Here is a 26,094-nt window from a genome sequence, read left to right as displayed (position 1 = left end):
TGTCGTCGTTGACGGCGAGCGCGCTCATCAGCTCCTCGCGCGTCTCGTAGCGGACGACGTCGCCGAAGCGCTCGCGCAGCGCCGAACCGGCCGTGCGCACCGCGATCTCGGTCTGGGCGAGGAGGGCGGCGTCGGAGGTGGTGACGGCCGCCGTCTGCAGCATTTCGGACATGGTGGTGCTCCTGACTGAGGAGGGGTGGGCGGGGTGGCGGGATGAACCGGGCCTGGCGGCCGGTTCCTTGGTGCGCCTTCGCCTCAACGGTATGAAGCCCGGCAGTTAACTTCAACTGCATGTAAAGCACGTCTAGAGTTACTGACATGCAATTGGATTTGAACCTGCTCACCGCGCTCGACGCGCTGCTGGAGGAGGGAAGCGTGGCCGGGGCGGCCGCGCGCCTGCACGTCACCGCCCCCGCGATGAGCCGGAGCCTGGGCCGGATCCGGCGCACGACCGGGGACCAGATCCTGGTGCGCACCGGCCGCACGATGACGCCGACGCCCTACGCGATCGCCGTACGGGCGCAGGTGCACGAGCTGCTGCACCAGGTCCAGGGGGTACTGGCGCCGAGCCGGGAACTCGATCTGGAGACGCTGGAGCGCACCTTCACGCTGCGCTGGCACGAGTCCCTGGTCGCCCTGAGCGGACCCGCGCTGCTCGCGGCCGTGCGGGGCCAGGCGCCCGGCGTGCGCTTGCGCTTCATCGCGGAATCGAGCGTCGATACCGCCGAGTTGCGGCGCGGCGAGGTCGACTTGGAGGCGAACGCCAACCCCCCGAGCGCACCGGACATCCGCGGCGAGCGCGCGGGAGAGACCCGTCTGGTCCTCGTCGTGAGGCGGGGCCACCCGCTCGCCGGCGACGGAACCCTCACCGCGGAGCGGTACGCCGCGGCCGAGCACGTCACCGTCTCGCGGCGCGGGAACCTCGACAACGCCGTGGACGAAGCCCTCGCCCGGCTGGGCCTGAGCCGGCGCGTGGTGGCGAGCGCGCCCACCGAAGCGGCGGCGTTCGCGTTCGCGCGCGACTCCGATCTGGTGATCAGCCTCCCCGAAGCCACCACGCGCTCCGCCGTCACCGACCTCGGCCTGGCCGCGCTCCCCCTGCCGCTCGAACTGCCGTCGGCACCCGTATACCTGTCGTGGCATCAGCGCTACGACACCGACCACGCCCACGCCTGGCTGCGCGGGCTGGCGCGCACCGCGCTGGCGTCGGTCGCCGCACCGGCGCCAGCGCCCGTCCCTGGCCCAGAACCGCCGCCCTCCGACGAGCGCGAGAGCCGGTGACACGACGGCAGTCCCGTACGAGGCTCGTGCGTCAGGTCTCCCCCGCTTACCGGCGGGTCCCGGCCATGCTGGTTGCCGGGGTGAGGCGGTGGCGGCGGGTGGGGAGGAGCATCGTCGGGTGGGTCAGGCCCCACGCCGTGGACGCGCAGATGAACTCCTTGATGCGGGCTCCGGCCCGGCCCGTGATGACGGTGGACGTCATCTGGTCCTCGTGGGTCACCCGCTGGAGGATTCCGTCGCGGCGTCCGAGGCTGATGCACTGGGCCGCGTACCCGATCGGCTTCTCGGGGACCTTGCGGCCGGTCAGGCGGGCGGCGAGGGCGTCGGCGGCCTGCCACGCCATCGGGGTCGCGGTGGCGCAGGACATCCGCAGGGCCTTGCCGCCCGCGCCGTCGGCGAGTGCGGCGTCGCCGACCGCGTAGACGTCGGGGTGCGAGACCGAGCGCATGGTGCCGTCGACGATGATGCGTCCGGTGTCCGACACCCGGAGGGTGGTGGCGGCCGCGACGGGGTGCACGGTGAACCCGGCGGTCCACACGGTGACCTGGGCCGGGATCTCCCCGGCCGCGGCGGTCAGGACCCGGTCCGCCTCGACGCGCTCGATGTCGGCCCCCTGGTGGACCGTGATGCCGAGCCGGTCGAATACGAGGCCCAGGTGGCGCTGCGCCTTGTCGCTGAGCCAGCCGCCGACGCCCTCGCGGGCGGCGATGGCGACCTTGAGGCCGGGGTGCGCCTCGGCGATCTCGGTGGCCGCTTCGATGCCGGTCAGCCCGCCGCCGACGACCAGGACGGTCTCGCCCGGCTCCAGTTCGGCCAGGCGCGCGCGCAGCCGCAGTGCGCCCTGCTTCCCGGCGAGGTGGTGGGCGTGCTCGGCGACCCCGGGGACGCCGTGGTCGGCGTTGGTGCTCCCCAGGGCGTAGACGAGGGTGTCGTAGGTGAGGGTGTCGTGGGCAAGGGTGTCGTGGGCGAGGCTCTCGGCGCCTTTCTCGCCGCTGAGGGCGACGGTCTTGCGGTCGGCGTCGACCGCGGTGACCCATGCGCGCCGGACCTGCACGCCGGTGCCCTCGTACAGCTCCCGCAGGGGGCGGCGCGGCAGGTCCTGGCCGCTGGCGAGCTGGTGCAGACGAATGCGCTCGACGAAGTCGGGGTCGCCGTTGACCAGCGTGATCTCGACATCGTCGCGGTGCAGTCTCCTGGCGAGGCGGCCGGCGGTGACGGCTCCGGCGTATCCGGCTCCCAGGACGACGATTCGGTGCTTCATGACGGGCTCCTGTCCGGTTGGGCTCGCCTCCTGAACCGGACAGCCGCGCGATCCCTGACAGGCATCGGCTGTGACGTGGGTCACATGCGCTTCACCTGCGCGTACGGATCACCAGACCTCGGCGAGGGGCCGGTGCGGGCCGGCGGCCGCCCACTGGCGCGTGACGCGTTCCAGCTTGTCGGGGTTGACCTGGATGTGGAGCGCCTCGACGCCGTCGGCGGTCGGGGCGAGGCAGATGACGCCGAGGATCCGCTCGTCGACGGATTCGATCAGTACGGCGGGAGCGCCGTTGACGAGGGCGGCATGGAGGGCGACTGGGCCACCGGTGGCCGCTCGCTTGGCGGGGTTCGGCCGGAACAGTCCCCGCAGGTAGCGCGCGATGCCGAGCGCGCCGATGACCGGGGTCCTGCGGGCCTGGACCCGGGCACCGCCGTCGGCCACGCTGACCGCGTCCTCGGTCAGCAGCCGGACCAGGGGGTCGGTGTCGCCGCTGAGGGCCGCGGCGAGGAACTCCCGGACGACCTCGCGGGCGGCGGCCGCGCCGACCTCGGTGCGGGCCCGGTCGGCGGTGAGATGCTGCTTGGCCCGACGGTGGATCTGCTGGCAGTTCGACTCGGTGAGGTCGAGGATCTCCGCGATCTCACGGTGTGCGTACCCGAACGCTTCGCGCAGCACGTACACGGCCCGCTCGTTGGGCGTCAGCCGCTCCATGAGGGTCAGCACGGCGAGGGAGACCGACTCGCGCTGTTCCGCGGTGTCGCTGGGCCCGAGCATCCGGTCGCCCGCCAGGACCGGCTCCGGGAGCCACTGCCCGACGTAGGTCTCCCGCCTGACCCGCGCGGAGGTGAGCTGGTTGAGGCAGATGTTGGTCAGCACCTTCGTCAGCCATGCCTCGGGCGTCTCGATCCGTTCCCGGTCCGCCGCGTGCCAGCGCAGGTACGTGTCCTGCACCGCGTCCTCGGCGTCGCCGGCAGACCCCAGCAGCCGGTAGGCGATCGCCTCCAGGCGGCCCCTGGAGTTCTCGAACAGGTCGGTCTCATACGCGGCGAGCGGCATCGCACCATGATCGGCGACCCGCGCCGACCGCGTCCACCCGTGCTGTGATCGGCCTCGTCACGGGATCGGGGGGGGCGGGGGCGCGTCGCGCGGACGGGCACTCGGCCGGTGGCCACCGGCCGCCGGTCACCGGCCGCGATGCACAAGTCGTCACTCGCGGAGCCCGTGCGGACTATCGTGGCGAGAGTCGACTGCAGGAGGAGACGTGACCACCGCCCCCGGGCGCCCTCATGGTGTGCCCCCGATGCCCGAGCGCAACATTCCCGCTCTTCGTGCCGCCATCGCCGCGCACGCGCCAGACCTCTTGGCCGATTTCGAGGCGAACTGGCGGGCGAAGATCGCCGACACCTACGACATCGGTGCGGCCCCGGCCTTCCTGGCCCGGTGGTGGGGCGAGTACGCGCTGGCCCGCGACCCGGAGCTGGACCGCCACGTGCGGGATCTGGAGGAGCGAGCGGCCCAGACGGCCGATCCTGACAAGGCCAAGGCCCTCCTGGAGGAGGCAGCACAGATCCACGGCCGGGTGAGCCTGCTCGGGCCCGGCGAGTGACCGAGGAGCTGACCGGCCCGCCATGGGCCACCGACTGGACCAAGAGCGCCTCCGAATACCGCGACAGCCTCCCCGAGGCCGTCAGACAGCAGATCATCGAGGCGGTGACCGAGCTGAAGTGCTCCCGTCACCCCTACCGTGACGATCACCTGGACACGGCCGAGGTCAGCATCGAACCTGTCCGCTCCACCCAGCCCCGCGGAGCGCACCTCCTCTACTTCGACCGCGGGCGCGGATGGCTCAGGTACGTCTTCACCCCGCGCACGGCCGATCCCCAGATCGTCGTCGAGACCCTCTTCTGGCAGTAGGGACCGGCACGCCCCGCCGCCCCCGCGCGGAAAGCGGGGGGCGGGGAGCGGGATCAGGATCCGTGGGGGAGGTGTGGCCTAGGACGGCGCTTCCACGGTTTCCAGTGCTTCCAGGTCCTCCGGGGACAGCCGCAGCGCGCCGGCGGCGATGTTCTGCGCCAGGTGATCCGGGTCGGACGTGCCGGGGATCGCCAGGACGTGCGGCCCGCGGTGCAGTGTCCAGGCCAGCAGGATCTGGGCGGGTGTCGCACCGTGCGCGCGGGCGATCCCGCGGAGCGCGTCGTCATGGGTCCCGTCGGCCGGCGCCTCGCGCCGGCGGCCCGAGATCGCGAAGAACGGTACGAAGGCGACGCCCTGCCGGTGGCAGTCGTCGATCAGTCCGCTCTCGTCCGCGCGCCGCTCATCCATCCCGTACGGGTTCTGCACGCAGACCACGGGCGCGATCGTCAGGGCCTCGGCGAGCTGTGCGGGGGTGACGCAGGACAGCCCCAGGTGCCGGATCAGACCGGCCTTCCGCAGGTCGGCCAGCGCGCCGAAGTGGTCCGCGACCGACACGATCCCGTTCACCCGCAGGTTGACGACATCGAGGTGGTCCCGGCCGAGCTGACGCAGGTTCTCCTCGACCTGCCCGCGCAGTTGCCCGGGCCCGGCCATCCCCAGCCATTCGCCCGACGGGTGCCGCCACGGCCCGACCTTGGTGGCGATGAGCAGGTCGTCGGAGTACGGCGCCAGCGCGCGGTTGATCAGCTCGTTCGCGGAACGCAGCGGCGAGAAGTAGAACGACGCCGTGTCGATGTGGTTCACCCCGAGCTCGACCGCCTGCCGCAGGATCCGAACGGCGAGTTCCCTGTCGATCGGGACCCCGTCGGAGTTCCCGCCCATCCCGTTTCCGGTCAGCCGCAGCGCCCCGAACCCGAGACGGTTCACCGCCAGATCGCCGAGCGTCCACGTGCCCGCGGCCGCCGCTGTGACCGTCACTGATGCCACCCTGGCCCACTCCCGTACTCGTCGTGCCACCTGCGCCGGCGGCCGTCGGCCACCGGTTGCGCTTGGGGAGTATGGGGTGGTGATCATCATGGCGGGAAGGCGTACGAGGTCGGCGAAAAGTCACACCGCGGACGGGAACCCGGCGCCTGCGCACGGCCGTTGGATCATGTGTACGGGGCCGAGGGCGAGGCCGTCTCCTTCGTTCCCGGCCTCCGGTCCGCAGCGCCGACCGCCGGGTACGCCGGACCCCGTGCCGCCGAGCGGCAGGCCCCGAACCACCCCGCGCAGCGCGGGCCCACAGCCGAGCGACCCGGTTCCGCGGCAGCCCCTGCGTGGAAGACTGGGCCTCGTTGTGGAGCAGCGAAGGGCAAGGAATGGATGACGACTTCTGCGTGCGCGAGCACATGGCGGGCGCGCCGCTCGCGCCGGAGCACACGGTCGCGACCACGGCCCTGGAAGTCGCCCTGTGCCAGGAGTTGAACCATCCCCCGCTCGGTGCCTTCACGGAGGTGCCCGATCGTCATGGCACCGTGATCGAGAAGTGGACGCGTCGCCTCGCGAAGTCCGAGCCCACACCGCTTCACGCCCTCCTCGTGACGGACGGCTCACCGGTCGACGCCTGCTTCGTCGACCCGCTGACCGGCATGCCCGCCCTGAGCAGCCCGGACGGCGCGGACGGCAATCCGACGTGGCGGTTCTACGCCCCTCTGTCCCTCCCTCCCGGCGGGGAAGAACTCTCGTCCGTGACCCTGTACCACACCGTCTGGATCACGACCTCCCGCGGCCGTGTCTATCCGGCCCCGTGCGGGTCCTCCGCGCAGCTGGCGTGGCACCGCTGGGGAGGAACACCCGGTCAGACCGCGGCTGTCATCGACGCCCTGCTCGACGATCTCGGGGCCGCGGTGGGTTCCGTCGGGCATCACGCCGGCGCCAGGGGCCTGTCCGAGCTGTTCGGCAGGGATCACATGTACTGCGTGGAGCTCGGCCGGGACGTTCTGCTGGAGGCCCGCCGGTCTCCGACTGTCTAGGACCTGTCCTGCCGATAGCGGTCAATCAGGCGTCAGAGGCGCAAAAGCGGACCCACTCCCCCGTCGCTCTGACCCGCCAAATGCGCATTCAAGCGGAAGCATGAGCCTGCTTGGTGCATTTGGTCGGATCGCCCCACTGGATCGAGCCATGCTCATGCCGCATGATCGCGAGTCGAGGTGCAGAAACGGGTGGGAAGCCTGTGCCGCGCGGCGCAGGCCCTCCTCACCCGCGACAGAGGAGCCCCCACTCGTGATTGCCGTACCGCCGTTGTACTCCCCCATAGAGACCGCCATCCACCCCTGCCACGCGGAGATCAACGCACAGACCGCCGACTGGGCGGAGACGTTCGAGATAGGCTCCGTCGACCTGCGCCGCCGGCTGGTTCGGCACGAGATCGGCGTCTTCGCGGCCCGGATACTCCCGCACGGGCGCGAGGAAGTGGTCCGTGTCGTCGCGGACTTCGTGATGTGGCTGTTCGGCGTAGACGACGGCTACTGCGAGGAAGGCCCCCTCGGCCAGCGTCCAGGTGATCTTGCAGGAACGATGCATCGGCTGCTGCGGGTGGCACAGAATCCCGAGGCGCCTCTGCTGCTCGACGATCCGCTGGCGAACGGGCTGCGAGACCTGCGGGCCCGCGTGGACCTGTACGGGACGGACAGTCAGGCGGCGCGCTGGGTGGCCAACTTGCGCGAGTACGCCCTGTCCGTCGTATGGGAGGCCTCCCATCGCCGGGCGAACACCGTCCCCGCTCTGTCGGACTACACCCTGATGCGGCTGTACGACGGTGCGACGACGGTCATCTTCCCGCTGCTGGAGATGGGGCACGGGTACGAGCTGCCGCTCAGCGAGCGCGACGACAAGGCCGTCCGGGCCGCCGAGGAGATGGCCTCGTTCGTGATCACGTGGGACAACGACATCCTCTCCGACCACAAGGAACGGTCGGCGGACGGCTACCACCTGAACGTCTTGCGGGTCCTGGAGGAGGAGGGGCTCGGCCCGCAGGAGGCGATGGCCCGGGCCATCGCCCAGCGTGACCGTGTACTGGGCGCCTTCATGCACCTGACCGACCACCTCCGCACCGTGGGAAGTCAGCAGATGCGGCAGTACACGGCCGGCTTGCGGAGCTTCGTGCGCGGATCTCTGGACTGGGGCGTCACATCGGTCCGCTACACCACCCCGGAGGACCCCGCCGACCTCCCCACGGCCTTCGCCGCGCGGCCGACGGACGACAGCTGCGAGCCGTTGGGGATCGACGCGGTGTCCTGGTGGTGGGACGTGGTGCCGGCGGGCCGGCCCCTGCGAGCGGCCCGCACGCTCGGCCTCTCGGGTATGCGGGGCTGAGCGGGCGGCGGAGTCCCGCCGGCGGGGGCTCCAGGTGGTGGGCACGTGGATGTCCCGCCGCCTGACCAGCCTGCCCGTCACGTTCAGGGCCCGGCGGCAGGCAGCTCCTGCGGCGGTCGCTCCGCAGGCGCCCAGGGAGCCGGTCGAGCCGGAGGCCGCTCCTGCGCCCGCGCGGGCGGAGTCCCGGTCGTGGCGGTTCTGGCGCCGCTGACGGTCGGCGGGGAGGCGCCGGGCTGACGTTGGCGTCAGCCCGGCGAGCAGCGTGAACCCGAACGCGGCGGGTGTCGCGCGCCGGTCCGAGGGGCCGGGTCGAAATGATCGGGCCGTGAGCAACGGCGGCCACCGGGCCCTCCCACGGACCGCCATGGCGGGCGCGCTCCTCCTCGCCGGCCTCGCACTCGTCTCCTGCGGCGGCGCCGCCGGGGGCGAGGCGAAGGGCAAGGTCAGGGTCGTCTATCACGACGACGCGATCGCCCCGAAGAACCGGCATGCCGTGGAGGTGGTCCGCAGGTCCCGCGTACTGGAGCAGGCGGCCGACTGGGTGACCACCTCACTCGCCCTCCCCCACGACATGGTCGTGGAGGTCACCGACAAGGTCCCGCCCGGGGTCGAGGACGCGGTGACCCAGCCGGACGGGCGAACGATCTACGTGCCACCGGCGTTCCTCACCCAGCTCCAAGGGGTCGCCACCGACGTGGCCAAGTCCGTCGCGCGTCCCGCCGTGTTCCCCCAGGACGAGTACGACGCCGACGACCTGACCGCGCTGGCGACCCGGTTCATCTTCGGCCACGAGCTGGGCCACGCCCTGCAGCGTCAGTTCATGCTGGCGAACCTGGGACTGGAAGAGGACGCCGCCGACGGGTTCGCATCGTTCTCCACCGTCAACGAGGTCGGACCCGCTCCCTCGCTCGCGGCCGCGCTCCTCTTCGACGAGCTCGCCCGCAAGGAGGGCGGGACGACCCTGGAAGGGCTCTCCAGCGACCACCCCGTCACCCAGGCCCGGGTCTTCAACTTCCTCTGCTACCTCGACGGAAGCGACCCGAAGACATACGAGGGCCCCCTGGTCGGCGCGGGCTACCTGCCGAAGACCCGCGCCCCGCTGTGCCCGCAGGCCTGGGCGATGCTGGACTACGGCTGGTGGACCCAGCTCCGACCGCATTTCGCGGCGTCGTTCAGGGACGAGGGCGACAAGAACCAGGACGAGGCCCGCACGCACCTGATCGCGGAGACGAAAGCCTTCGCGGAGAACCTCGACAAACTCCGCACTGGCCGATAGGCGTGCGCCGCGTTCGGGTCGCGACGGCATCCCGGGCCCCGGCGGGGGCGACGGCCGCCGCCCCGGCCGCGAAAGCCGCGGGCGGGACGGAGTGTCCGGCACGGGGCCACGGGCCGGTCAGGCCGTGGTGAGGGTGTCGTCGAGCCAGTCGCAGATGCGGGCGATCGCCAGGCGCATCGCGCCGGGGTGGCAGTGGGCGCCGGCGCCCTCCTCGGAGGTGAACAGCATCAGGGTCTTGGGGCAGGTCAGGTGCTCGTACAGCTTCTCCGGCTGGCCCTGGAAGAACATGTCCTCCTCGGCGTCGCACACGAGGGTGGGGCACTGGATCCGCTCGGCGATGCCCCCGGCGAGGGTGTAGTCGAGGTACGAGGCGTTGAAGGCACGGGGGGTGTCCGCGCCCATCACGTACATGCCGTGGTTGAACGCCCAGCGTGCGATCGGCTCGTGCTCCATGGCCTGCTCGAGGGCTGCGTCGAGTTCCGGGGCGGACGGGGCGCGCAGGAGTCGTTCGGCCTCCTCGCGGGTGCCGGGGACGTTGCGTACGGCCGTCTCGCCGAGGTCGTAGAGGCCGTCCACGGCGATGAGCGCGGCCAGGCGGTGCTCGAACGCGGCGGCCCGCGGGGCGAGGACGCCGCCCATGCTGACACCGAGGAGTGCGATGCGGCTGTCGTCGACCCCGGGGAGGGTCTCGGCGAAGTCCACGACGGGAGTGACGACGTTCTCCCAGTCCGGGCGGAAGACCAGGCCCTGGTGGTGGCGCGGGCCGGGCATGCCGGGGCCGTCGAAGGTCAGTACGTTGTATCCGCGCTCGACGGCGGCCATCGCCCCGAAGAAGTGCAGTTCCTCCGCGGTGCCGTCGAAGCCGTTGTGCATGATGAGCGTCGGCCGGGGCGCCCCCGAGTGGTCGACCCGGTAGAAGTAGCCGGGCAGGGTGGTGTCCTCGTAGGGGATCCGGACCGGCTCGATGACCGGGGTGAACAGCGCCGCCGCCGCCCTGAAGCAGGCCACGGAGCGGTCGTAGGCGTGGTCGTGGCGCGGGTCGCAGACGTGACCGTGCAGGAAGAACTCAGCCAACCGGTAGTAGTTCGACGCCCGCAGGAAGCCGTCCCGCGCGCTGATGCGGTGACCGGCGGCCAGCGCCTTCTCCGCCTCGTCCGACACCCGGTCGGCGGTGGCCATCCACTCGACGTACCAGCTGTCGTAGTCGCCCTCGGTGATCCGCTCACCGGTGGAGACCACCTCACCGAAGTCCGCGCCGCCGTAGGCGATGTGGCTCATCGACCGCAGGGTCTCGTACCAGAACTGGATGTTGTTCGGGAACAGCAGCTGCTTCATCGGGTTCTCCTGTGACGTGAGGCGACGGCTTGCGCGTCTTGGTCCTTGCCGCCGGTTTCAGCGCCGCTCTCGCGGTGCGCTCTCCGGCGTGTTCCAAGATTCGGGCAGGGCGGTGTCCACCTTCCAGGCCCGATCGGGACGAGGACTGTCCACCCGTGTCCGCTCGTGTCCGCCCCGTCCGCCCCGGCCCCGGGGCCGGGGCCGGGGACCCGGGGGCCTGCCGTAAAAACGCCGCAGTCGGCCGCACCCCGCTGTTTGGGGATGGGAATCGGGGATAGACGCCGTTGTGACGGCGGCGTCTTCGCAGACGGACGACCGCCGCGGCTGGTGACCGCACCGGCGCCCCTTCCCCCCGGGCGCCGGTGCGGGTCGCGGGCCGGGTAAGGCCTCCCTCATGCGGGGCCGGGCAGCAGCCGACCGCCGTCCGCATCAGGGGCGCGGACAACGAGGCCACCCGGCACACGAGTTCGTCAGGGGCGGGCCAGGACGTCGCTCACCCGGTGCGCGTAGATCACCCGGCCGCAGGGGGATCCGGTGTCCGTGCAGGTGGGGTCGGCGGTGTCCATGCGGTGCTCGGTGAGCGACCAGAGGTACTGCGTACCGCCGCCCCCCGGCACGCTCTGGCCGTGTTCGAAGTACAGGTCCTCGGGACCGACCGCGTTGGTGATGTTGGCGCCGTAGTCCACCAGCCGGCCGCCGGAAACGGTCGCCCGGCGCAGGCTGCCGCTGTGGGTGGTCCAGCTGCGGTTGAAGTAGTACGTGCCGCCGTAGCGTGCGGCGCCCTGGGTGAGGTCGCGCGGAAGGTAGAACGCGCCCGTCGCCGCGACCACGCCGTTGGCCGACTTCAGCAGGCCGGTCGCGTCGTCGATCGGCAGTGTGCCGATCCGGCCCTTCTCGGGGTGCGTGTCGTCGGAGTCGCAGTACTCGCCCATGATCAGAGCCGGCGCGGCGGCGGCGCTGCGGTCGATCGAGATGTAGGACGCCTTCGGCGCTCCGGTGGCGACGCAGGTCCCGGCGGAGGAGTTGCCCTGGGCGCTGACGAACTTCCAGGATGCCACCTGCGGCATCACGTACCGGTACGTGTGGCTGTAGTAGACGTTGTCCTGCCGGCCGATCTGGGTTTCGTCCCGGACGTTGCTCTTGAGGCCGTCGAGCGTGGTGTCGTCCACGGAGGCGTTCTGGTCCGGGTTGAGGTCCAGGATGGCACGCATGTCGAAGACCCGCAGGCCGTTCATGGTGTCCGCGACGTAGAGGTAGTTCTTGTACCAGGCGATGCCGCCCGCGTGGATGTCGACCGCCTTGTAGGAGACGTGGTCGTAGCTGTTGTAGTACGGCTCCACGAGGAGGACGTGACGGTAGCGCCGGCCGTCGGGGTCGCCCGGTATCGCGGTCTCCGGGTCGAGGAACGACAGGCGCACGCCCTTGCCGCCGGCCTTGTCGTACCAGGCGGTGACCAGCGGCTTCCGGGAGCCCCACAGCTCGTCGGCCTGGGCGTCCGAGACCCCGGTCATGCCCTGGGGTATCCACTCCTCGGTGGCGGAGTCGCCGGAGTCCCAGCAGAGCTTCCTGACGGGAGCCAGCGCCTTGCCGTCGTCGCCCGCGCCGAACGGGTCGGTGGTGCAGGACGCGCCCGTCTTCGCGACCCGGTTGCCCTGGTCGAGAAGGATCTGAACGCCCTGTGTGGGCAGGGCCGCCTTGAGGTCGGCCACGTGGCGGCTGAGGTCGGGGCCGGCCTTGAGGTTGAAGGAGGAGGCGGCAGCCGGGTCTCCGGGGGCCGCGTGCGCGGGGGAACCGAACGCGGGAACCGAGAGGACCACCGCTACCGCGGTGGCGATCCAACCGGCATACCTGCCAGGGGGCTTACGGAGTGTCATCTTCTGTTCTTGACCTTCGCTCTGGGGAGGAGCGGAGATCATACGCACGGCGAACGGATGGGCGTGCGTCAGGGTGGCGGCGACGGCCGGCGGCGCACGTCGGCGCGGCGATGACACATCCGTGAGCGGGGAGCTTGGCTACCTGCCCGCCGCTCCGGCCGAGGTGGTCGGGGTCGGGCCATGGCTTCCGTCGATGTCTTCCTGCGTCCCGTGCACCCCGGCGATCTGCCCGTGCTCTTCCGGCACATGAGGGACCCCGAGGCGAATCGGGTGGCCGCCTTCACCGCCGAGGACCCGACGGACCGGGCCCGCTTCGACGCGCATCGGGAACGTATCCTCGCCTCCCCCGACGTCGTCACCCGCACCGAGCTCGCGGGCGGCGTCGTGGTCGGGCACGCGGCCGTGTACGGCGAGCCGGGGCGGCGGGAGGTCACGTACTTCGTCGACCGCGGCCACCGGCGGCGGGGCATCGCGACCGCGGCGCTGCGGGAGCTGCTCGCGGAGGTGCCCGAACGCCCGCTGCTCGCCCGGACGGCGGCGGACAACACCGAATCGGTGCGGGTCCTGGAGAAGTGCGGCTTCACGGTCGTCGGCCGGGACCGGGGCTTCGCGAACGCCCGGGGAGCGGAGATCGACGAGCTCGTGCTGCGGCTGGACGGATGACCGGGCCGCCGGCACGGCCTCGGGGCCCCGGTCGCTGCCGGGCAGCGGCTCAGTGGCGGTCGTCGAGCTCGGCGCGCAGGCGGCCGAGCCGGGAGGAGCCGCGGGCGGCCCAGCCGTCGGGCAGCTGCAGCGGCACGATCACCGTCACCCCGCTCTGCGCCGGGTCGCGGACCTCCACCACGAACGGGTCGCCGGGGCGCAGCCGCAGGTAGGCGCTGCGTCCCGACTCGGGCCAGTCGGTGGCCGGGCCGTCGGGGAGGGCTCCGTCTTCCTCGGCGGCGGCGCGGGCGACGAGGAAGGCGGTGAGGTCCGCGAGGTCGGCATCGGTGAAGTGCACCGGCAGGCGGGCGCCGACGAAGCCGGTCTCGATCACGACCTCGCCCTCGTACCACCCGTCGCGGCGGCTGCCGCCCCGCGCCTCCTCCAGCACCACCGTGACGCTGCGCGACCGGTCGGCGAACCTGACGACGCCGGCATCCCTCATCCGTACTCTCCTCCGCATGCGCCGTGTCCGTCCGTTCGGCCCCATTTCGCCGACGGGCGCGGGAAATGGGCGCGCGGCGGGGCAGGTTCCGAGGTGACGGGATCCCGATGAGGGGATCCCACGGGGGATCCCCTGCCGAAGGAGTATGCCGTGGCCCTGTCCCGTGATGAACGTGAGCAGTTCCTCGCCGAGCCCCACGTCGCCGCGTTCGCGGTGGCCGCGGGAGCGGAGGGTGGTCGTGCGCCGCTGGTGGTCCCCATCTGGTACCAGTACGCGCCCGGCGGCGACGTCTGGATCCTGACCGGCCGGGACTCGCGCAAGGCCGATCTGATCCGGGCCGCAGGCCGGTTCACCCTGATGGTGGACCGTCTCGAACCCACCGTCCGGTACGTGTCCGTCGAAGGGCCGGTCGTCTCGACCGTCGCGGCCAAGCGCGAGCAGCTGGTGGAGATGTCCGCCCGGTACCTGCCGGCGGAGAAGGTCGAGGGTTACGTCGACTTCGCCTGGAAGGAACACGGAGAGCAGGTCGTGATCCACATGCGCCCGCAGAGGTGGGTGAGCTCGGACCTCGGCAACGTGTGAGCTGTGAACCGGAGCCCGCTCAGGGGCGCTCGAAGGCCTGGAGGACGCCCCCGAACGAGAAGCACAGCGCGCCGCACAGCGTTCCCCAGTTGGCGATGTCGGCGTTGACCAGGCTTCCGGTGGCGGGCCGGGTGAAGGCGGCCAGCGCCGAGATCATGAAGAGCACGGACCCGAGCTGATTCACGGCGACGACCCACCAGCCGAGACTGCGGGAGCGGATGCAGGGCCGGAACCGATGGCAGATCTCGGCGAACGCGAGGTGCCCGGAAACCAGGAACAGGACGCATCCGACCACGTCGGGGGTCCAGATCAGCCGGTTGGTCTGCTGGACGGAGAGCCCCTGGAGGAAGGAGTCCAGCAGGTTGACGCCGAAGACGAGCGTCCCGACGAACAGGACGAAGGTGCTCAGCCAGTCCAGGCGCATCGGCTCGTACCCCCACCACCGCCAGCCGGCCGTGACCAGGGGACCGCCTCCTTCGCCATGGCGGGGCGCGTTCAGGACCTGCAAGAGCGAGGTGTAGCCCCCGGTGTTGAAGAACAGGCCCCCGGCGAAGTAGACCGAGGCGCTCTCGACCGCGTCGCCCGAGCCGAACTGGGCGATGGCGGCGCCGAGGGCGAAGAGCGCGCCGCCGATGACGAACGCACCCGCCGCGAGGGCATTGAGCCTGCGGAGGCGGCGGAAGGCCTCGGCATCGGCGGTCGGGGCGGCGGCGAGGGCGTCGCCGCCCGGACCGCGGACCGCCAGCGCCCCGCGCCTGCGCGCGAGCCGCGAGTCCCACACCACCGTCGTCCCTTCGGGGCGGAACCACGTGAGCCGGGTGGTGAACGGTCCTGCGCCTTCGGCGCGCTGCTCGGGCTGTCCCACGGCCCGAGCGTAGACCGGTCGGCGGTGCCCGGCGCACAGCGAAACGTACCGGCGTACCCTCCGCCCGCGAGGGCCGGCCCGGGGCCGCCGGGCCGCCGGGCCAACGCCGTGCCTACTGGACCCGTAGTGCGGCCAGGCGTTGTTCGAACGGGACCACTTCGAATCCGTCCGCCGGGTCCACCGACGTGATCGCGCCCGTGAGGGAGCGCGGGGCGATCGCGGCGGCGGTGTCGACGTCGACGGCGAGCGGGGCGTCGGCCGTGGCGGGGGACATGAAGCGGGCGAGTTCCGCGCCCGCGCGGGTGACGCGCCGGGCCAGGCCGTCCTCGCCCCAGTCCTCGGAGGCGGCGTACACCGCCGTCGGGAGGGTGAGGGCGCGCAGGTAGGTGAAGAGGGGGCGCAGGGCGTGTTCGGTGACCAGGGAGTGGCGGGCCGTGCCGCCGGTCGCGCCGAGGAGGACGGGTTTGCCGGTGAGGGCGTCCTTGTCGATGACGTCGAAGAACGATTTGAACAGGCCGCTGTAGGAACCCGCGAAGACCGGGGTCACGGCGATCAAACCGTCCGCGGCGGCCACCGCGTCGAGCGCGGCGGCGAGCCGGGCCGGAGGGAATCCGGTGACGAAGTGCTGGGCGATCTCCGTCGCGAGTTCCCGCAGTTCGATCACTTCGGGTTCGGCGTCGACGTGGGCGAGGGTCGCGGCCGTGAGGCGGTCGGCGAGCAGGCGGGTCGAGGAGGGCGAGCTCAGTCCCGCGGATACGACGACGACTTTCATGCCCTGCTCTCCTCGTTCTCGGTGTCCTGCGGCCGGGCGGTGGTGCGGGCCGCCGCCACTCGGGCCGCGTGCGTCGGGGCGTCCGGCACGCCGGCCGGGCGGAGGTTCGCGAACTCCTTGCGGAGCTCCGGTACGACCTCTTCGCCGAGGAGGTCGAGCTGCTCCAGGACGGTCTTGAGGGGCAGCCCGGCGTGGTCCATCAGGAACAGCTGGCGCTGGTAGTCGCCGGCGTACTCGCGGAAGGACAGCGTGCGCTCGATGACCTGCTGGGGCGAGCCGACCGTCAGCGGGGTCTGCGAGGTGAACTCCTCCAGGGAGGGACCGTGCCCGTAGACGGGTGCGTTGTCGAAGTAGGGCCGGAACTCGCGGACCGCGTCCTGGGAGTTCTTGCGCATGAAGACCTGGCCGCCGAGGCCGACGATGGCCTGCTCGGGGGTGCCGTGACCGTAGTGGGCGTAGCGCTGCCGGTACAGGTCGACCATCTGCTTGGTGTGGGAGGCGGGCCAGAAGATGTTGTTGTGGAAGAAGCCGTCACCGTAGTACGCGGCCTGCTCGGCGATCTCGGGGGAGCGGATCGAGCCGTGCCAGACGAAGGGGGCGACGCCGTCGAGGGGGCGGGGGGTCGAGGTGAACGACTGGAGGGGCGTGCGGAACTTGCCCTTCCAGGTGACGACGTCCTCATCCCACAGGCGGCGCAGCAGGGCGTAGTTCTCGATGGCGAGGTCGATGCCGTCGCGGATGTCCTTGCCGAACCACGGGTAGACCGGTCCGGTGTTGCCGCGGCCCATCATGAGGTCGACGCGGCCGTCGGCGACGTGCTGGAGCATGGCGAAGTCCTCGGCGATCTTCACCGGGTCGTTGGTGGTGATCAGCGTCGTCGAGGTGGACAGGATCAGGTGCTCGGTGCGCGCGGCGATGTGACCGAGCAGGGTCGTCGGCGAGGAGGGGACGAACGGCGGGTTGTGGTGCTCGCCGGTGGCGAAGACGTCGAGGCCGACCTCCTCGGCCTTCTGCGCGATGGCCAGCATCGCCTTGATCCGCTCGTGCTCGCTCGGCGTGCGTCCGGTCGTCGGATCGGCCGTGACGTCACCGACGGTGAAGATCCCGAACTGCATGGCTCCCCTTCCCAAGGTTGTTTACAATTCAACTATACCCTGGAACCGGGGGCGCGTCCCGGCTATTCCCGGGGGCGGCGCGGGCGGGATGCGGGACGTCAGGCCGCAGGCGCGGGCTTGGAGGGTGCGGGGACATGCCGGAGAGCGCGAGCGCTTCAGCGGCCTCTTCCTGGCGGGTCCGGGCGCTCCGGCCGTCGCCGGCGGCGGCCAGAGCGGTGCCCAGGAGCCGCAGCGCCCGGACTTCGGCCGTGTGCCAGCGGAGCCGGCGGGTCGCGGCCACCGCCCGCTCACCGCACTCGACGGCGTCCGGCAACCGGTTCCCGGCCAGTTGGGCGGCCGTTTCCGACACCAGGTTCATCGCCTCCATCGCGGGGGAGCCGTTGCGCACCCCCAGCTCGGCGCTCTGCCGGTGACGGTCGACCGCCTCGTCGATGCGGCCCAGGTGGCGGGCGGTGAGGCCCAGGTTGTAGAGGGCGTACGCCTCGGCGCCGTGATCCCGCGCGTCGACGGCGGAGGCGAGGGTGGTCCGGCTGGTTTCGGCGGCCTCGTCGCGCCGGCTCAGCCGCAGCAGCGTGCTGACTCGGTTGGCGCGGGCGTTGCGGCAGGCCCAGTCGCTCCCGTAGGCCTCGGCGGCGTCGAGGGCCTGCCGGTGCAGGACGTCGGCCTGGTGCCAGTGCGCACGGTACTGGCACACATGGGCCCGGCGGTCGAGGATCGCCGTGTGCACCGCGTCGTCGCCCACCGCCCGCGCCGCGTGTTCGGCGGTGTCCAGGACGGCGTCCGCCTCGTCCGGCCGTCCCAGGTGGGCCAGTGCGCTGCCGAGTACGTGACCGGCGCGGCCGACCGCCCTCAGGTGCCCCTGGTCCTGGGCGGTCCCCAGGACCCGGCGGAGCGGTTCGAGGGAGTCGGCCCACAGGTACGAGCCTTCCAGGAGCGGTTCGACGGCGAGCGCGAGATCGGCGGCCACGGCGACGGCGGACGGCACGGCGTCGAGGATCTGCGCGGCGACGGCGAGCGCACCGTCGTGGTCGGGATCGATCAGGCGGCGGCGGCTGTCGGGGCGACCTGTGCAGGTGTCCGGGGGGAGCAGGCCCAGAACGTGGTGGCCCGGACGCTCGGCGGCGTGGACGGCCTTGGCCTCGGCGAGGAGGTGGTCGAGGAAACGGGTCATGGCCGCTGCCCGCTCCTCGGGCCGGTCCTGTGCGCGGGAGCGCTCGGCCGCGAACATCCGGAGCAGGGGGTACTGGCGGTAGACGCCGGGGCAGGGCGATTCCAGCAGGCCGAGGCCGGTCAGCCGCTCCAGGGCCTGGCCGGCGCGCGCCGGTGGGAGTCCCCCGAGGGCGGCTGCCCCGGCGATGTCCGTCGCGCCGCCGCGAGGGAGCGCCAGCAGTCGCAACAACCTGGCCTCTTCCTCTTCGAGTAGGTCGTAGCCGGGTCCGATGCACGCGGTGAGGCCGTCCTGCGAGCCGGCGGGTGCGGGGAACACGGAGAACGGGGGGAGCGTGGGGAAGGCCGGATGACTGCCGTCGAGGAGACGGACGAGATCGGACGGCGTCCACGCAGGCCGGGCCGCGAGCCGCGCGCCGGCGAGGCGCAGGGCCAGGGGCAGTCCGCCGCAGCGCTCGGCCAGGGCCGCCGCCTGCTCGGGTTCGGCGGCGATCCGCTGCGGACCCGCGACGGCGCCGAGGACGGCCAGTGCGTCGGGTACGGCCAGGGGCTCCAGGCGCACACGGCGTACGGTCGGCAGCCCGTCCAGCGTCGAGCGCCCGGTGACGATCACCGCGCAGGTCCGCGTTCCCGGGAGCAGTGCCTCGACCTGGGCGGTGTCCCGGGCGTCGTCCAGGACCAGCAGGATGCGCCGGTCGGCGACGATCGTGCGGAAGAGCGCGGCCCGCTCGTGCGCGCTCCGCGGGATGTCCGGCTCCTGAGTGCCGAGGGCCTGGAGGAAGCCGGCCAGGACGGTGCCGGGGTCCGCGGGGTCCTTGGAGGTGCCGCGCAGACTCGCGTACAGCTGGCCGTCCGGGTAGTGGTCCCGCAGTCGCTGGGCGACGTGGACGGTGAGCGAGCTCTTGCCGACGCCTCCGGTACCGGTGACCGTGACGATGGCGGGGGATCCGGGGCCGGGAGTCGTCAGCGCGTCGAGGAGCCCCGCCACCGCGTCCGTACGGCCGATGAGGTGGTCCGGTGGGCAGGGGAGCTGGGCCGGCCTGGGCAGCGGGGACGGTGATGGCGGCGGCTGCCCGGCGTCCTCCGGGGGGACGGGGGGCTCGCAGGACCTGGTGGGGGCGCCGGGCACGGACGGTGACCCGGGGCGGTGGGCGCGGACGGGCTGCCCGTCCCGCGCCGCCGGGGCGCCACGCCCGCTGCCGGCGAGGGCGAGCCCGGCCAGTTCCCGCAGCCTCCCGTGGAGGGGGTGCTCCACGCACAGGCCGGTCAGTTCGGGGACGAGGCGGGCGTGGCGGCCCAGCCTCAGATCGAGCTCGATGCGCTCCAGCAGCACCGACAGCCGCAGCTCCGACAGGCGTTCGCGATGGATCGCGGCGTACGGGCCCGGAAGTCCCGCGAGAGGTGGCCCCTGCCACAACGTGAGGGCGTGGGCCAGCAGTTCGGCCGCCTTGCCCGTCTCTTCCGCGGCGGTGGACGCACGGGCCCGGGCGACCAGCTCGTCGAACACGTCGAGGTCCAGTGCGCCGGGGGCGACGTGCAGGAGGTACCCCTGGCCGTGGGTCGCGATGCGGGTCCCGAGCGCGCGCCGGAGCCGGTAGACGTGCGACCTGACCGTGCCCACCGCCGTGCGCGGCGGCTCCTCTCCCCAGAGGCCGTCGACGATCTCGTCGAGTTCCACCACGTCGTTGCGGCGCAGGAGCAGCATCGCGAGCAGGGCCCGCTGCTGCGGGGAGCCGAGCGCGAGCGGTACGTCGCCGCTGCGGCCGCGGACCGCTCCGAGCACGGAGAAGGACGGTTCGGGTTCAGCGCCGCCCACGGCGGCCTCCCTCCGTGTGGCGGGGTGGGCGTCTGTTCGCGCTGCCGGGGAGCGGGCGGGTGACCCGGACCGGTCCGGCCGGGGTCTGTGCGGTGATCGTGCGCACGGCGTCACCTCCGTTGGCGGGCGTACGGGTTCCACGGCCGGGCGGTGGCAGGGGCCGGTCCGCCGGGCTCGGAACGACCTTGCCAGGCGGGCCGGGGCGTGACTGCGCAGTCAAAGGATCATGTGTGTGCCATGCACCTTTAGGAGCCATGCGGTAAGGGGCATCCGTCACGAAACTCCGGGCGCGCGTCACGAAATCGGGCGTGGGCAGGGGGCGGGGGCTGGTCCCTCAGGGCCGGGGCGGCAGGCGGTAGGTACCCGCGGCGGGGGTGTCCAGCACGCCCGCGTCCACCAGGGCCTCGGCGATGAGGGCCGCGGCCGGGGGATCGGTGCCCAGCACAGCCGCGAGGCGGTCGAGGGACGATGGTCCGGCTCCGGCTCCGGCTCCGCAACGGGTGAGCCGGCGGGCGGCGCGCGCCAGCGCGGGCGGCAGATCCTCGTGGGCCGCGGCGTCGGCGTCCGGGGGGCCCGCGCCCTCCTCGCGGCACGGGTCCGCGCACTCCTCTCGGGAAGGGTCCGCGGCGTACGGGCGGGCCGCGAGCTCGATCGGCGTCGCGGCGGAGAGGGCAGGTGCGAGGGCGCGGGAGCGGCTGGTGAGGAGGACGGCGCTGCCGGGAGTGCCCGGCAGCAACGGCGCGACCTGCGCCGCGTCCCGGGCGCCGTGGAGGACGACGAGGACGCGGCGGCCCGCGAGGGCCGAGCGGTAGAGCGCGGCCCGATGATCGGGGTCGGAGGGTATCCGCGGCTCCGGGATCCCGAGGGCGCGCAGGAGATGGGCCAGGAGCGGGCCGGCTCCGGGATCGGCCGCAGCCTGAGCCGCAGCCGAGGCCGGAGCCGCAGCCGCAGCCGGAGTTGGGCCCCAGGTCCGCAGGTCGGCGAAGAGCCGGCCGTCGGGGAAGAGGTGGGCGAGAGCGTCCGCGATCCGCACGGCCAGAGCCGTCTTGCCCGCACCTCCGGGTCCGGTGATCGCCAGGACGGGGACGGTGCCGCGGTCCTCCCCCTCGGCGAACAGGCTCTTCGCGCGAGCGAGAGCCCGTTCCGCTTCGGCCGGGAGGGCCGTACGGCTGTGGGAACGGGCGGGGGGTTCGGGGCGCGCGGGGCCGCGCGGCGGACCGAGGGCGAAGGGGGGCGGGTCGACCGCGAGCAGGCGGGCATGCAGGGCCGTCAGCTCGGGGCAGGGGGTGACGCCGAGTTCCTCGTCCAGGATCCGGTGCGTGTCGGCGTAGACGGTGAACGCCTCGGCCTGTCGGCCGCAGCCGTGCAGGGCGCGCATGAGCAGGGCCCGCAGTTCCTCGTCGAGCGGGAACTGCGCGGTGAGCGCCGTCAGCTCGGGGATCGCCGTGTGGTGGAGGCCCAGGCGCAGCGCGCAGACGATGTGCCGCTTGCGGGCGGTCGTGCGCAGGGCGGCGAGCCGGGTGCGCTCCTCTTCGGCGAACGGGCCGGGCACGCCGGCCAGGGCCTCCCCCGACCACAGACCCAGGGCCTCGGTGAGCAGGGCGTGTTCGGCGGCGGTGTCGTGGCGGGCGCGGGCCTGCCGGGCGGCCTCGGCCCGCTGCTCGAACCGCGCGGCGTCGACCGACCCCGGCGAGGTGTGCAGCGTGTACCCGCGTTCGTCGCGGAACAGGATCCGGGCCGGCTCCCGGGCGGCCCGGCCGGGTTCGAGCAGGGTGCGCAGCGCCCACAGGTGGGTGCGCAGGTTGCCGGCGGCACTGACCGGGGCGTCGTCGCCCCATACGGCGGCCAGGAGTTCGGCGACGGTGAGCGGCCGGCGCCGTCGTAGCAGCAGGGCGGCCAGGACCGCCTGCCGGTGCGGCGGCCCGGGGTGGACCGCCGCACCGCCGGGCACGCCGACCCGGACGGGCCCGAGCAGCCGGAAGAGGGGGATGTCGCCGTCGTCGGGCGCGGCCCGCATCCCTGCGCGCATCCGGCTTCCTCCGAGCTGTCGAGCCGTCCGGCGACCTGCCCGACGGCGAGATGGGGGCACGGGTCGATCAGGTCGGGCCGGGCCCCCGTGCCATCAGTTCCACCAGGCGGTGACGCCCGCTCCGTTCCAGCTGACGATGACCGTGAGCCAGCCGCCGGACATGCCGAGGGTGTACTTCCAGCGCCCGTTGTCCTGGCACACGGCGGTCCGCGCACCGATCCGGACGGCGTTCTGCAGTTCGTCCTCGCTGATGTCGCGTTCGGCCATCCGCTCCCGGATGTGCTGCGACATGCTGGTGAGGCCCTGCGGGGCACTGTGGTTGGTGCAGTCCGCCGGCTCCTTGACCGGGGGGCAGCCCTGGCCGTCGTCGCGGCAGCGCATGGGCGAGACCGGTGAGTCCACCAAGTCCGCGATCTCGACCGTCGTCGCGGCCTGGGTACGGGCCTGGACCGGGGCGGACGCCGCCGCCTGCGCCGGGGCCGCCGTGAACGCCGCCGCGGAGGCGGCGAGGGCGACCAGCGCGATCCGGAGGCTCTTGGAGTTGATCATGGGGGCTATTCCCTTGTTCCTTGACGATGCGCGGCTCCGCGGCCGCCCGCAACGAATGTCGGCGGCGGCCGTCCACGCCCGATGAGCAGACGGCCGGTCCTGTGATCACCGGTGATGGGTGCCCGTCCATCGCACGAGGACCGGCCCGCCGCACAGTGGTGGCCATGGACGACGAACCGACCGTCCGCCTCCGGAATCCGCCGGCGGGCCACGGAGCGGTCACCGGGAGGAGGAAGCGATGAACCTGGAACAGATGTACGCGTTCTGCCTGGCCGACCCGGTGTTCTTCGACGTTCCGCAGCGCATCGAGGACCAGGACGAGCGCTTCACGCCGCCGCGGGTGGGCGACGCCAGTGTGGTGCAGGACGACGCGGACGTGTGGGTGCGGGTGTTCTTCGGACGGCCGCTGCCCCTGCAGGGCTGGAAGATCCACATATCGGCCGACGTCCCGGCCGCCCAGGAGATCCTGAACGAGGCCGCCGCCGTCTGCACCGCGCACCGCGTCGCCTTCAAGTACCTGCGCAGCGGCCGGCTGCTCTCGGCGTTCAATTCCAAGTACGCCCACCGGGGTTCCTCGGGGAAGTTCATCGCCGTCTACCCGGCGGACGAGGGGGAGCTGAAAGCGCTGCTGGACGGTCTCACGGCCGCCCTGGGCGGGCAGCGGGGACCCTACATCCTGTCCGACCTCCGCTGGAGCGACAGCAGTCCGGTCTTCGTCCGGTACGGGGCGTTCGCCGCGCGCTGGGCCAAGGACGGGGGCGACGCTCCCGTGCCGGCCATCGCCCGGCCGGACGGAACGCCCGTTCCCGATCCGCGTACCGCGGCGTTCACCCCGCCGCATTGGGCTCCGATGCCCGGCTTCATCCGTGAGCGCATCGAACGGTTCTCCGTGCTCAGCCGAGTCGACCTGCCGTACGAGATCGTGCGTCCCCTGCACTTCTCCAACGGGGGCGGCGTCTACCTGGGCAAGGACCCCGCGAGCGGCGACCTGGTCGTGCTGAAGGAGGCACGGCCGCTGGCCGGGCTGGACGCACGGGGGCTGGACGCCGTCGCCCGCCTGCGGCACGAGCACCGCATGCTCACCGCGCTGGCCGACACCGGTCTCGTACCGCGCGTGCTGGGATACGAGACGCACTGGGAACACGACTTCCTCGTCCAGGAGTACATCGACGGCGACTCGCTGGCGAAAGCCGGCGTGCTGCGCCTGCCGCTGGTGCGGCCCGGGGCGACGGCGCAGACGTACGCGGAGTACACCCGCTGGTCGCTCGCGGTCCTCGACAAGATCGCCGCGGCGGTCGGCGCCGTCCACCGGGCCGGGATCGTCTTCGGCGACCTGCACCCGAACAACGTGATCGTGCGCCCCGACGACACCGTCACCTTCATCGACCTGGAAGCCGCCCACCCCATCGGCGAGGAGCGCACTGGCCTCCTGGGCGCGCCCGGGTTCGCGGCGCCGGCCCACGTCACTGGCACCGATGTGGACGCCTACGGCCTGGCGGCCCTGCGCCTGGGCCAGTTCATCCCGCTGACGGCGCTGGCCGGCCGGGATCCGGCCAAGCCCGATCAGCTCGCACGGTGGGCGCACGAGCTCTTCCCGCTGCCGGCCCGCTACGCCCACGAAGCCGCCACCGCCATGGCCGCGATCGCCGGAACCGCCCCACCGGCGGCGCCCGGCCCCGGAGCGGTCGGCCGGACGTGGGATGAGAACCGGGCGGGGCTCGTCGCGGCGCTCGCCGCCTGCGCCACCCCCCACCGGGAGGACCGGCTCTTCCCGGGCGATCCCGACGGGGCGCGCGAGGGCGGCGGAACCGGCCTGTCCCACGGCGCGGCGGGCGTCCTGTACGCCCTGCACGCCACGGGCCACGCCGTCGACCCCGCGTGGACCGACTGGCTCACCGCCGCCACGCTGCGCGACATCGACCGCGCGCCCGTCGGCCTCTTCAACGGCTCCTGCGGAGTGGCCACCGTCCTCGATCTCCTGGGGCGGCACGAGGAGGCCGCCGAGATCCTGGGACGGTCCCTCGACCGCACCGGCGAGCCTACAAGCCTCGGCCTGCTGACGGGCCTGCCCGGCACGGGCCTGACCGCGCTCGGCTTCCACGCCCGTCACGGGGACGGCCGCAACCTCGACCAGGCCCGCCGCATCGCCGACCGCGTCGCGGACCGCCTCACGGCCGCACTCGACCGGCCGGCGGGCGAGGGCTCCGGCGCGGGTCTCGGCAGCGGTGCGGGTCGCGCCACCGGCGCGGGCTTCACCACGGGAGCCTCCGGAGCGGCACTGTTTCTCGTACGCCTGCACGAACGCACCGGTGAGCCCGCCTACCTCGACCTCGCCGAGAAGGCGCTGCGCCACGACCTCGCGCAGTGCGCGGACGTCGACGGCTCCTTGCAGGTCGACGACGGCTGGCGGTCCGTGGTCTACCTCGGCACCGGATCCACGGGCATCGGACTCGCCCTGGCGGCCTTCCTCAGGCACCGCACCGGCACGGGCCTCCTCGACGCCCTCGCCTCGATCCGGCTGGCGGCACGCGGCCAGTTCACCGTCTTCCCCGGTCTGCTCGACGGCCGCGCCGGACTGCTGTACTTCCTGACCGCCGCCGGCGACGGCGCCGACGACGAGGCCGCACTCCAGGGTCACCGGCGCGACCTGTGGCGGCACGCCGTACCCCACGGCGAAGGCCTCGCCTTCCCCGGCAGGCACCTGGTCAGGCTGTCGATGGACCTCGCCACCGGGTCGGCCGGAGTACTCCTGGCGATGGACGGGGCCCACCGCCGCACCGACCATCTCCTGCCCCTGCTCGGCGGGCCGGCACCGGCCACCGCCACCTGAAGCCCGCTGCACCGGTCCCGGTCCAGCGAAACCCCTGTCGACGGAAAGGAGGTGGACATCGTGTCGATCCTCAACCTCCAGCAGCTGGAAATCGCCGAGGAGGAAGGCGGCCTGCTGCTCATGAGCAGCGCCAGCTTCCAGTGCCACAACACCAGCTTCCACTGAACCACGGGTGACACACCTGTACGCGCGATCACGGAAAGGAGGTGAACGTCATGTCGATCCTCAACCTCCAGCAGCTGGAAATCGCCGAGGAGGAAGGCGGCCTGCTGCTCATGAGCAGCGCCAGCTTCCAGTGCCACAACACCAGCTTCCACTGAGCCACGGGTGACACACCCGTTCAGCTGGTGCGGTGACGGTCCGTTCGCGGATCAGAACGGTCTGCGGGACAGTGCCCCGCAGACCGTTCCGTCGTGTGCGGCGACCTGCGCTGCCGCACGGAAGCGGAGGAACGGCCCACGCCACCGTTCCGCCCTCGTACCGGGTTTGGGCCCACATCCACCCCAACCGGCAGCGGATGGATTCCGCCGCCCCCGCACCCGGTCACCCGGGCGGTCCTAGTTGAGCCGCCTGTGGGGGCAGTCTCCGGTACCCCACGCGGTCGTGGAGGCGCACTGGCGGTCGCGGTCCTTGTGGTCGTCCAGGTTGCCCAGGTACAGGCCTTCGGGGAGCCGGCTGCCGGGATCCTCGGCCGCCGCGCCGATGACGGTACCGGCCGTGGCCGCGCCCGCCGTCGTACTCCCCACGCCCGTCCACAGCGCGCCTGCGGCGGCCAGCACCGCCATCCCCCGTACGGTCTTCCTGATCACGGCAACTCCTCTGTGCGTATGACACGTTCCAGGTGGGGGGTTCCGGTCGGTCATGCCATCGCCCCCCCCTGCTGGACCCGACTCTGCCAGGCGCGAGATGACAGCGGCAGACCCG

The 26,094-nt window shown here is 72.6% G+C and carries 24 protein-coding genes; 11 read left to right on the top strand and 13 right to left on the bottom strand.

Annotated elements, in window-relative coordinates:
- The first annotated feature begins 318 nt into the window (after positions 1-318).
- Positions 319-1,281, top strand: coding sequence for a LysR family transcriptional regulator (locus ACS04_RS30410; protein WP_048480034.1), 963 nt, complete (start codon positions 319-321; stop codon positions 1,279-1,281).
- Between the two features lie 46 nt (positions 1,282-1,327).
- On the opposite strand, the gene ACS04_RS30405 is transcribed toward ACS04_RS30410, so the two are convergent.
- Together ACS04_RS30405 and ACS04_RS30400 are read right to left on the bottom strand one after the other, a co-directional pair.
- Entirely contained in the window at positions 1,328-2,542 is a 1,215-nt protein-coding gene (locus ACS04_RS30405) for an NAD(P)/FAD-dependent oxidoreductase (protein WP_048480033.1), read from the bottom strand.
- A 108-nt stretch (positions 2,543-2,650) separates the two neighbouring features.
- Entirely contained in the window at positions 2,651-3,598 is a 948-nt protein-coding gene (locus tag ACS04_RS30400; RefSeq protein WP_048480032.1) for an RNA polymerase sigma-70 factor, read from the bottom strand.
- Between the two features lie 244 nt (positions 3,599-3,842).
- Here ACS04_RS30400 and ACS04_RS30395 point away from each other — a divergent pair, with 244 nt between their 5' ends.
- Together ACS04_RS30395 and ACS04_RS30390 are read left to right on the top strand one after the other, a co-directional pair.
- Entirely contained in the window at positions 3,843-4,148 is a 306-nt protein-coding gene (locus ACS04_RS30395) for a hypothetical protein (RefSeq protein WP_048480053.1), read from the top strand.
- Positions 4,145-4,456 (top strand): hypothetical protein, encoded by a 312-nt coding sequence (locus ACS04_RS30390; RefSeq protein ID WP_048480031.1) that lies wholly within the window; start codon positions 4,145-4,147, stop codon positions 4,454-4,456. The genes ACS04_RS30395 and ACS04_RS30390 overlap by 4 nt, the downstream gene beginning before the upstream one ends.
- A 78-nt stretch (positions 4,457-4,534) precedes the next feature.
- Here the strand turns inward: ACS04_RS30390 and ACS04_RS30385 are convergent, their stop codons facing one another.
- Complete coding sequence (locus ACS04_RS30385; protein ID WP_048480030.1) at positions 4,535-5,443, bottom strand: oxidoreductase; 909 nt, start codon at positions 5,441-5,443, stop codon at positions 4,535-4,537.
- A gap of 374 nt (positions 5,444-5,817) precedes the next feature.
- On the opposite strand from ACS04_RS30385, the gene ACS04_RS30380 reads away from it, so the two are divergent.
- The 3 genes from ACS04_RS30380 to ACS04_RS30370 all read left to right on the top strand — a co-directional run bounded on the left by ACS04_RS30380 (position 5,818) and on the right by ACS04_RS30370 (position 9,089).
- Positions 5,818-6,471 carry a hypothetical protein gene (locus ACS04_RS30380; RefSeq protein ID WP_053081035.1) on the top strand — a complete coding sequence of 218 codons (654 nt, stop codon included), beginning with the start codon at positions 5,818-5,820 and terminating at the stop codon, positions 6,469-6,471.
- Positions 6,472-6,724: 253 nt separating this feature from the next.
- On the top strand, positions 6,725-7,813 hold the full coding sequence (locus ACS04_RS30375; RefSeq protein ID WP_048480051.1) for a selina-4(15),7(11)-diene synthase: 1,089 nt from the start codon (positions 6,725-6,727) through the stop codon (positions 7,811-7,813).
- Between the two features lie 325 nt (positions 7,814-8,138).
- Positions 8,139-9,089 (top strand): DUF4344 domain-containing metallopeptidase, encoded by a 951-nt coding sequence (locus tag ACS04_RS30370; RefSeq protein WP_245236617.1) that lies wholly within the window; start codon positions 8,139-8,141, stop codon positions 9,087-9,089.
- A gap of 117 nt (positions 9,090-9,206) precedes the next feature.
- On the opposite strand, the gene ACS04_RS30365 is transcribed toward ACS04_RS30370, so the two are convergent.
- Both ACS04_RS30365 and ACS04_RS30360 read right to left on the bottom strand, forming a co-directional pair.
- Positions 9,207-10,424: an alpha/beta hydrolase family protein gene (locus ACS04_RS30365; RefSeq protein ID WP_048480029.1), complete on the bottom strand. Its 1,218-nt coding sequence runs from the start codon at positions 10,422-10,424 to the stop codon at positions 9,207-9,209.
- Between the two features lie 470 nt (positions 10,425-10,894).
- The gene (locus ACS04_RS30360) at positions 10,895-12,298 is read right to left on the bottom strand and encodes a hypothetical protein (RefSeq protein ID WP_158977690.1); all 1,404 of its coding nucleotides are present in this window, start codon (positions 12,296-12,298) and stop codon (positions 10,895-10,897) included.
- A 180-nt stretch (positions 12,299-12,478) separates the two neighbouring features.
- Here ACS04_RS30360 and ACS04_RS30355 point away from each other — a divergent pair, with 180 nt between their 5' ends.
- Positions 12,479-12,961 (top strand): GNAT family N-acetyltransferase, encoded by a 483-nt coding sequence (locus tag ACS04_RS30355; protein WP_048480028.1) that lies wholly within the window; start codon positions 12,479-12,481, stop codon positions 12,959-12,961.
- Positions 12,962-13,010: 49 nt separating this feature from the next.
- Here the strand turns inward: ACS04_RS30355 and ACS04_RS30350 are convergent, their stop codons facing one another.
- The gene (locus ACS04_RS30350) at positions 13,011-13,445 is read right to left on the bottom strand and encodes a DUF5959 family protein (RefSeq protein WP_053081032.1); all 435 of its coding nucleotides are present in this window, start codon (positions 13,443-13,445) and stop codon (positions 13,011-13,013) included.
- A 150-nt stretch (positions 13,446-13,595) separates the two neighbouring features.
- Here ACS04_RS30350 and ACS04_RS30345 point away from each other — a divergent pair, with 150 nt between their 5' ends.
- The gene (locus tag ACS04_RS30345) at positions 13,596-14,027 is read left to right on the top strand and encodes a pyridoxamine 5'-phosphate oxidase family protein (protein WP_048480027.1); all 432 of its coding nucleotides are present in this window, start codon (positions 13,596-13,598) and stop codon (positions 14,025-14,027) included.
- A gap of 19 nt (positions 14,028-14,046) precedes the next feature.
- Here ACS04_RS30345 and ACS04_RS30340 read toward each other — a convergent pair whose 3' ends face one another.
- From ACS04_RS30340 to ACS04_RS30315, 6 genes are all read right to left on the bottom strand, one after another.
- Positions 14,047-14,892, bottom strand: coding sequence for a hypothetical protein (locus ACS04_RS30340; RefSeq protein WP_048480026.1), 846 nt, complete (start codon positions 14,890-14,892; stop codon positions 14,047-14,049).
- A gap of 112 nt (positions 14,893-15,004) precedes the next feature.
- A complete protein-coding gene (locus ACS04_RS30335) occupies positions 15,005-15,664 on the bottom strand; it encodes a CE1759 family FMN reductase (protein WP_048480025.1) in 660 nt (219 codons plus the stop codon).
- The gene (locus ACS04_RS30330) at positions 15,661-16,779 is read right to left on the bottom strand and encodes an LLM class flavin-dependent oxidoreductase (protein ID WP_048480024.1); all 1,119 of its coding nucleotides are present in this window, start codon (positions 16,777-16,779) and stop codon (positions 15,661-15,663) included. Before ACS04_RS30330 ends, ACS04_RS30335 begins: the two co-directional genes overlap by 4 nt.
- 28 nt (positions 16,780-16,807) lie before the next feature.
- A complete protein-coding gene (locus tag ACS04_RS35570; RefSeq protein WP_053081031.1) occupies positions 16,808-19,762 on the bottom strand; it encodes an AfsR/SARP family transcriptional regulator in 2,955 nt (984 codons plus the stop codon).
- Between the two features lie 334 nt (positions 19,763-20,096).
- On the bottom strand, positions 20,097-21,791 hold the full coding sequence (locus ACS04_RS30320) for an AfsR/SARP family transcriptional regulator (protein WP_078865516.1): 1,695 nt from the start codon (positions 21,789-21,791) through the stop codon (positions 20,097-20,099).
- 93 nt (positions 21,792-21,884) lie between these two features.
- A complete protein-coding gene (locus tag ACS04_RS30315; protein ID WP_048480023.1) occupies positions 21,885-22,340 on the bottom strand; it encodes a DUF4258 domain-containing protein in 456 nt (151 codons plus the stop codon).
- A 238-nt stretch (positions 22,341-22,578) separates the two neighbouring features.
- Between ACS04_RS30315 and lanKC the strand changes: the two genes are divergently transcribed.
- The 3 genes from lanKC to ACS04_RS39060 are packed head-to-tail and all read left to right on the top strand — an operon-like array spanning position 22,579 to position 25,490.
- Entirely contained in the window at positions 22,579-25,170 is a 2,592-nt protein-coding gene (gene lanKC / locus ACS04_RS30310) for a class III lanthionine synthetase LanKC (RefSeq protein WP_048480022.1), read from the top strand.
- Between the two features lie 60 nt (positions 25,171-25,230).
- Positions 25,231-25,335, top strand: a complete 105-nt coding sequence (locus tag ACS04_RS39065) for a class III lanthipeptide (RefSeq protein WP_209441813.1) — start codon at positions 25,231-25,233, stop codon at positions 25,333-25,335.
- A 50-nt stretch (positions 25,336-25,385) separates the two neighbouring features.
- Positions 25,386-25,490 (top strand): class III lanthipeptide, encoded by a 105-nt coding sequence (locus ACS04_RS39060; RefSeq protein WP_209441813.1) that lies wholly within the window; start codon positions 25,386-25,388, stop codon positions 25,488-25,490.
- 237 nt (positions 25,491-25,727) lie between these two features.
- On the opposite strand, the gene ACS04_RS30305 is transcribed toward ACS04_RS39060, so the two are convergent.
- Positions 25,728-25,979 (bottom strand): hypothetical protein, encoded by a 252-nt coding sequence (locus ACS04_RS30305; protein ID WP_158977687.1) that lies wholly within the window; start codon positions 25,977-25,979, stop codon positions 25,728-25,730.
- Between the last annotated feature and the right edge of the window lie 115 nt (positions 25,980-26,094).

The organism is Streptomyces roseus (assembly GCF_001044425.1).
Lineage (GTDB): Bacteria > Actinomycetota > Actinomycetes > Streptomycetales > Streptomycetaceae > Streptomyces > Streptomyces roseus.
The sequence above is the reverse complement of the archived record's forward strand: the minus strand, read 5'-3'. Positions and strand labels throughout refer to the sequence as shown.

What these genes read in the sequence shown, in the direction of transcription:
- ACS04_RS30315 (WP_048480023.1), bottom strand. Translation starts at nt 22,340, where the DNA reads ATGATCAACTCCAAGAGCCTCCGGATCGCGCTGGTCGCCCTCGCCGCC.
- ACS04_RS30320 (WP_078865516.1), bottom strand. Translation starts at nt 21,791, where the DNA reads ATGCGCGCAGGGATGCGGGCCGCGCCCGACGACGGCGACATCCCCCTC.
- ACS04_RS30330 (WP_048480024.1), bottom strand. Translation starts at nt 16,779, where the DNA reads ATGCAGTTCGGGATCTTCACCGTCGGTGACGTCACGGCCGATCCGACG.
- ACS04_RS30395 (WP_048480053.1), top strand. Translation starts at nt 3,843, where the DNA reads ATGCCCGAGCGCAACATTCCCGCTCTTCGTGCCGCCATCGCCGCGCAC.
- ACS04_RS30355 (WP_048480028.1), top strand. Translation starts at nt 12,479, where the DNA reads ATGGCTTCCGTCGATGTCTTCCTGCGTCCCGTGCACCCCGGCGATCTG.
- ACS04_RS30410 (WP_048480034.1), top strand. Translation starts at nt 319, where the DNA reads ATGCAATTGGATTTGAACCTGCTCACCGCGCTCGACGCGCTGCTGGAG.
- ACS04_RS30335 (WP_048480025.1), bottom strand. Translation starts at nt 15,664, where the DNA reads ATGAAAGTCGTCGTCGTATCCGCGGGACTGAGCTCGCCCTCCTCGACC.
- ACS04_RS30405 (WP_048480033.1), bottom strand. Translation starts at nt 2,542, where the DNA reads ATGAAGCACCGAATCGTCGTCCTGGGAGCCGGATACGCCGGAGCCGTC.
- ACS04_RS30365 (WP_048480029.1), bottom strand. Translation starts at nt 10,424, where the DNA reads ATGAAGCAGCTGCTGTTCCCGAACAACATCCAGTTCTGGTACGAGACC.
- ACS04_RS30380 (WP_053081035.1), top strand. Translation starts at nt 5,818, where the DNA reads ATGGATGACGACTTCTGCGTGCGCGAGCACATGGCGGGCGCGCCGCTC.
- ACS04_RS30400 (WP_048480032.1), bottom strand. Translation starts at nt 3,598, where the DNA reads ATGCCGCTCGCCGCGTATGAGACCGACCTGTTCGAGAACTCCAGGGGC.
- lanKC (WP_048480022.1), top strand. Translation starts at nt 22,579, where the DNA reads ATGAACCTGGAACAGATGTACGCGTTCTGCCTGGCCGACCCGGTGTTC.
- ACS04_RS30360 (WP_158977690.1), bottom strand. Translation starts at nt 12,298, where the DNA reads ATGACACTCCGTAAGCCCCCTGGCAGGTATGCCGGTTGGATCGCCACC.
- ACS04_RS30350 (WP_053081032.1), bottom strand. Translation starts at nt 13,445, where the DNA reads ATGAGGGATGCCGGCGTCGTCAGGTTCGCCGACCGGTCGCGCAGCGTC.
- ACS04_RS39060 (WP_209441813.1), top strand. Translation starts at nt 25,386, where the DNA reads ATGTCGATCCTCAACCTCCAGCAGCTGGAAATCGCCGAGGAGGAAGGC.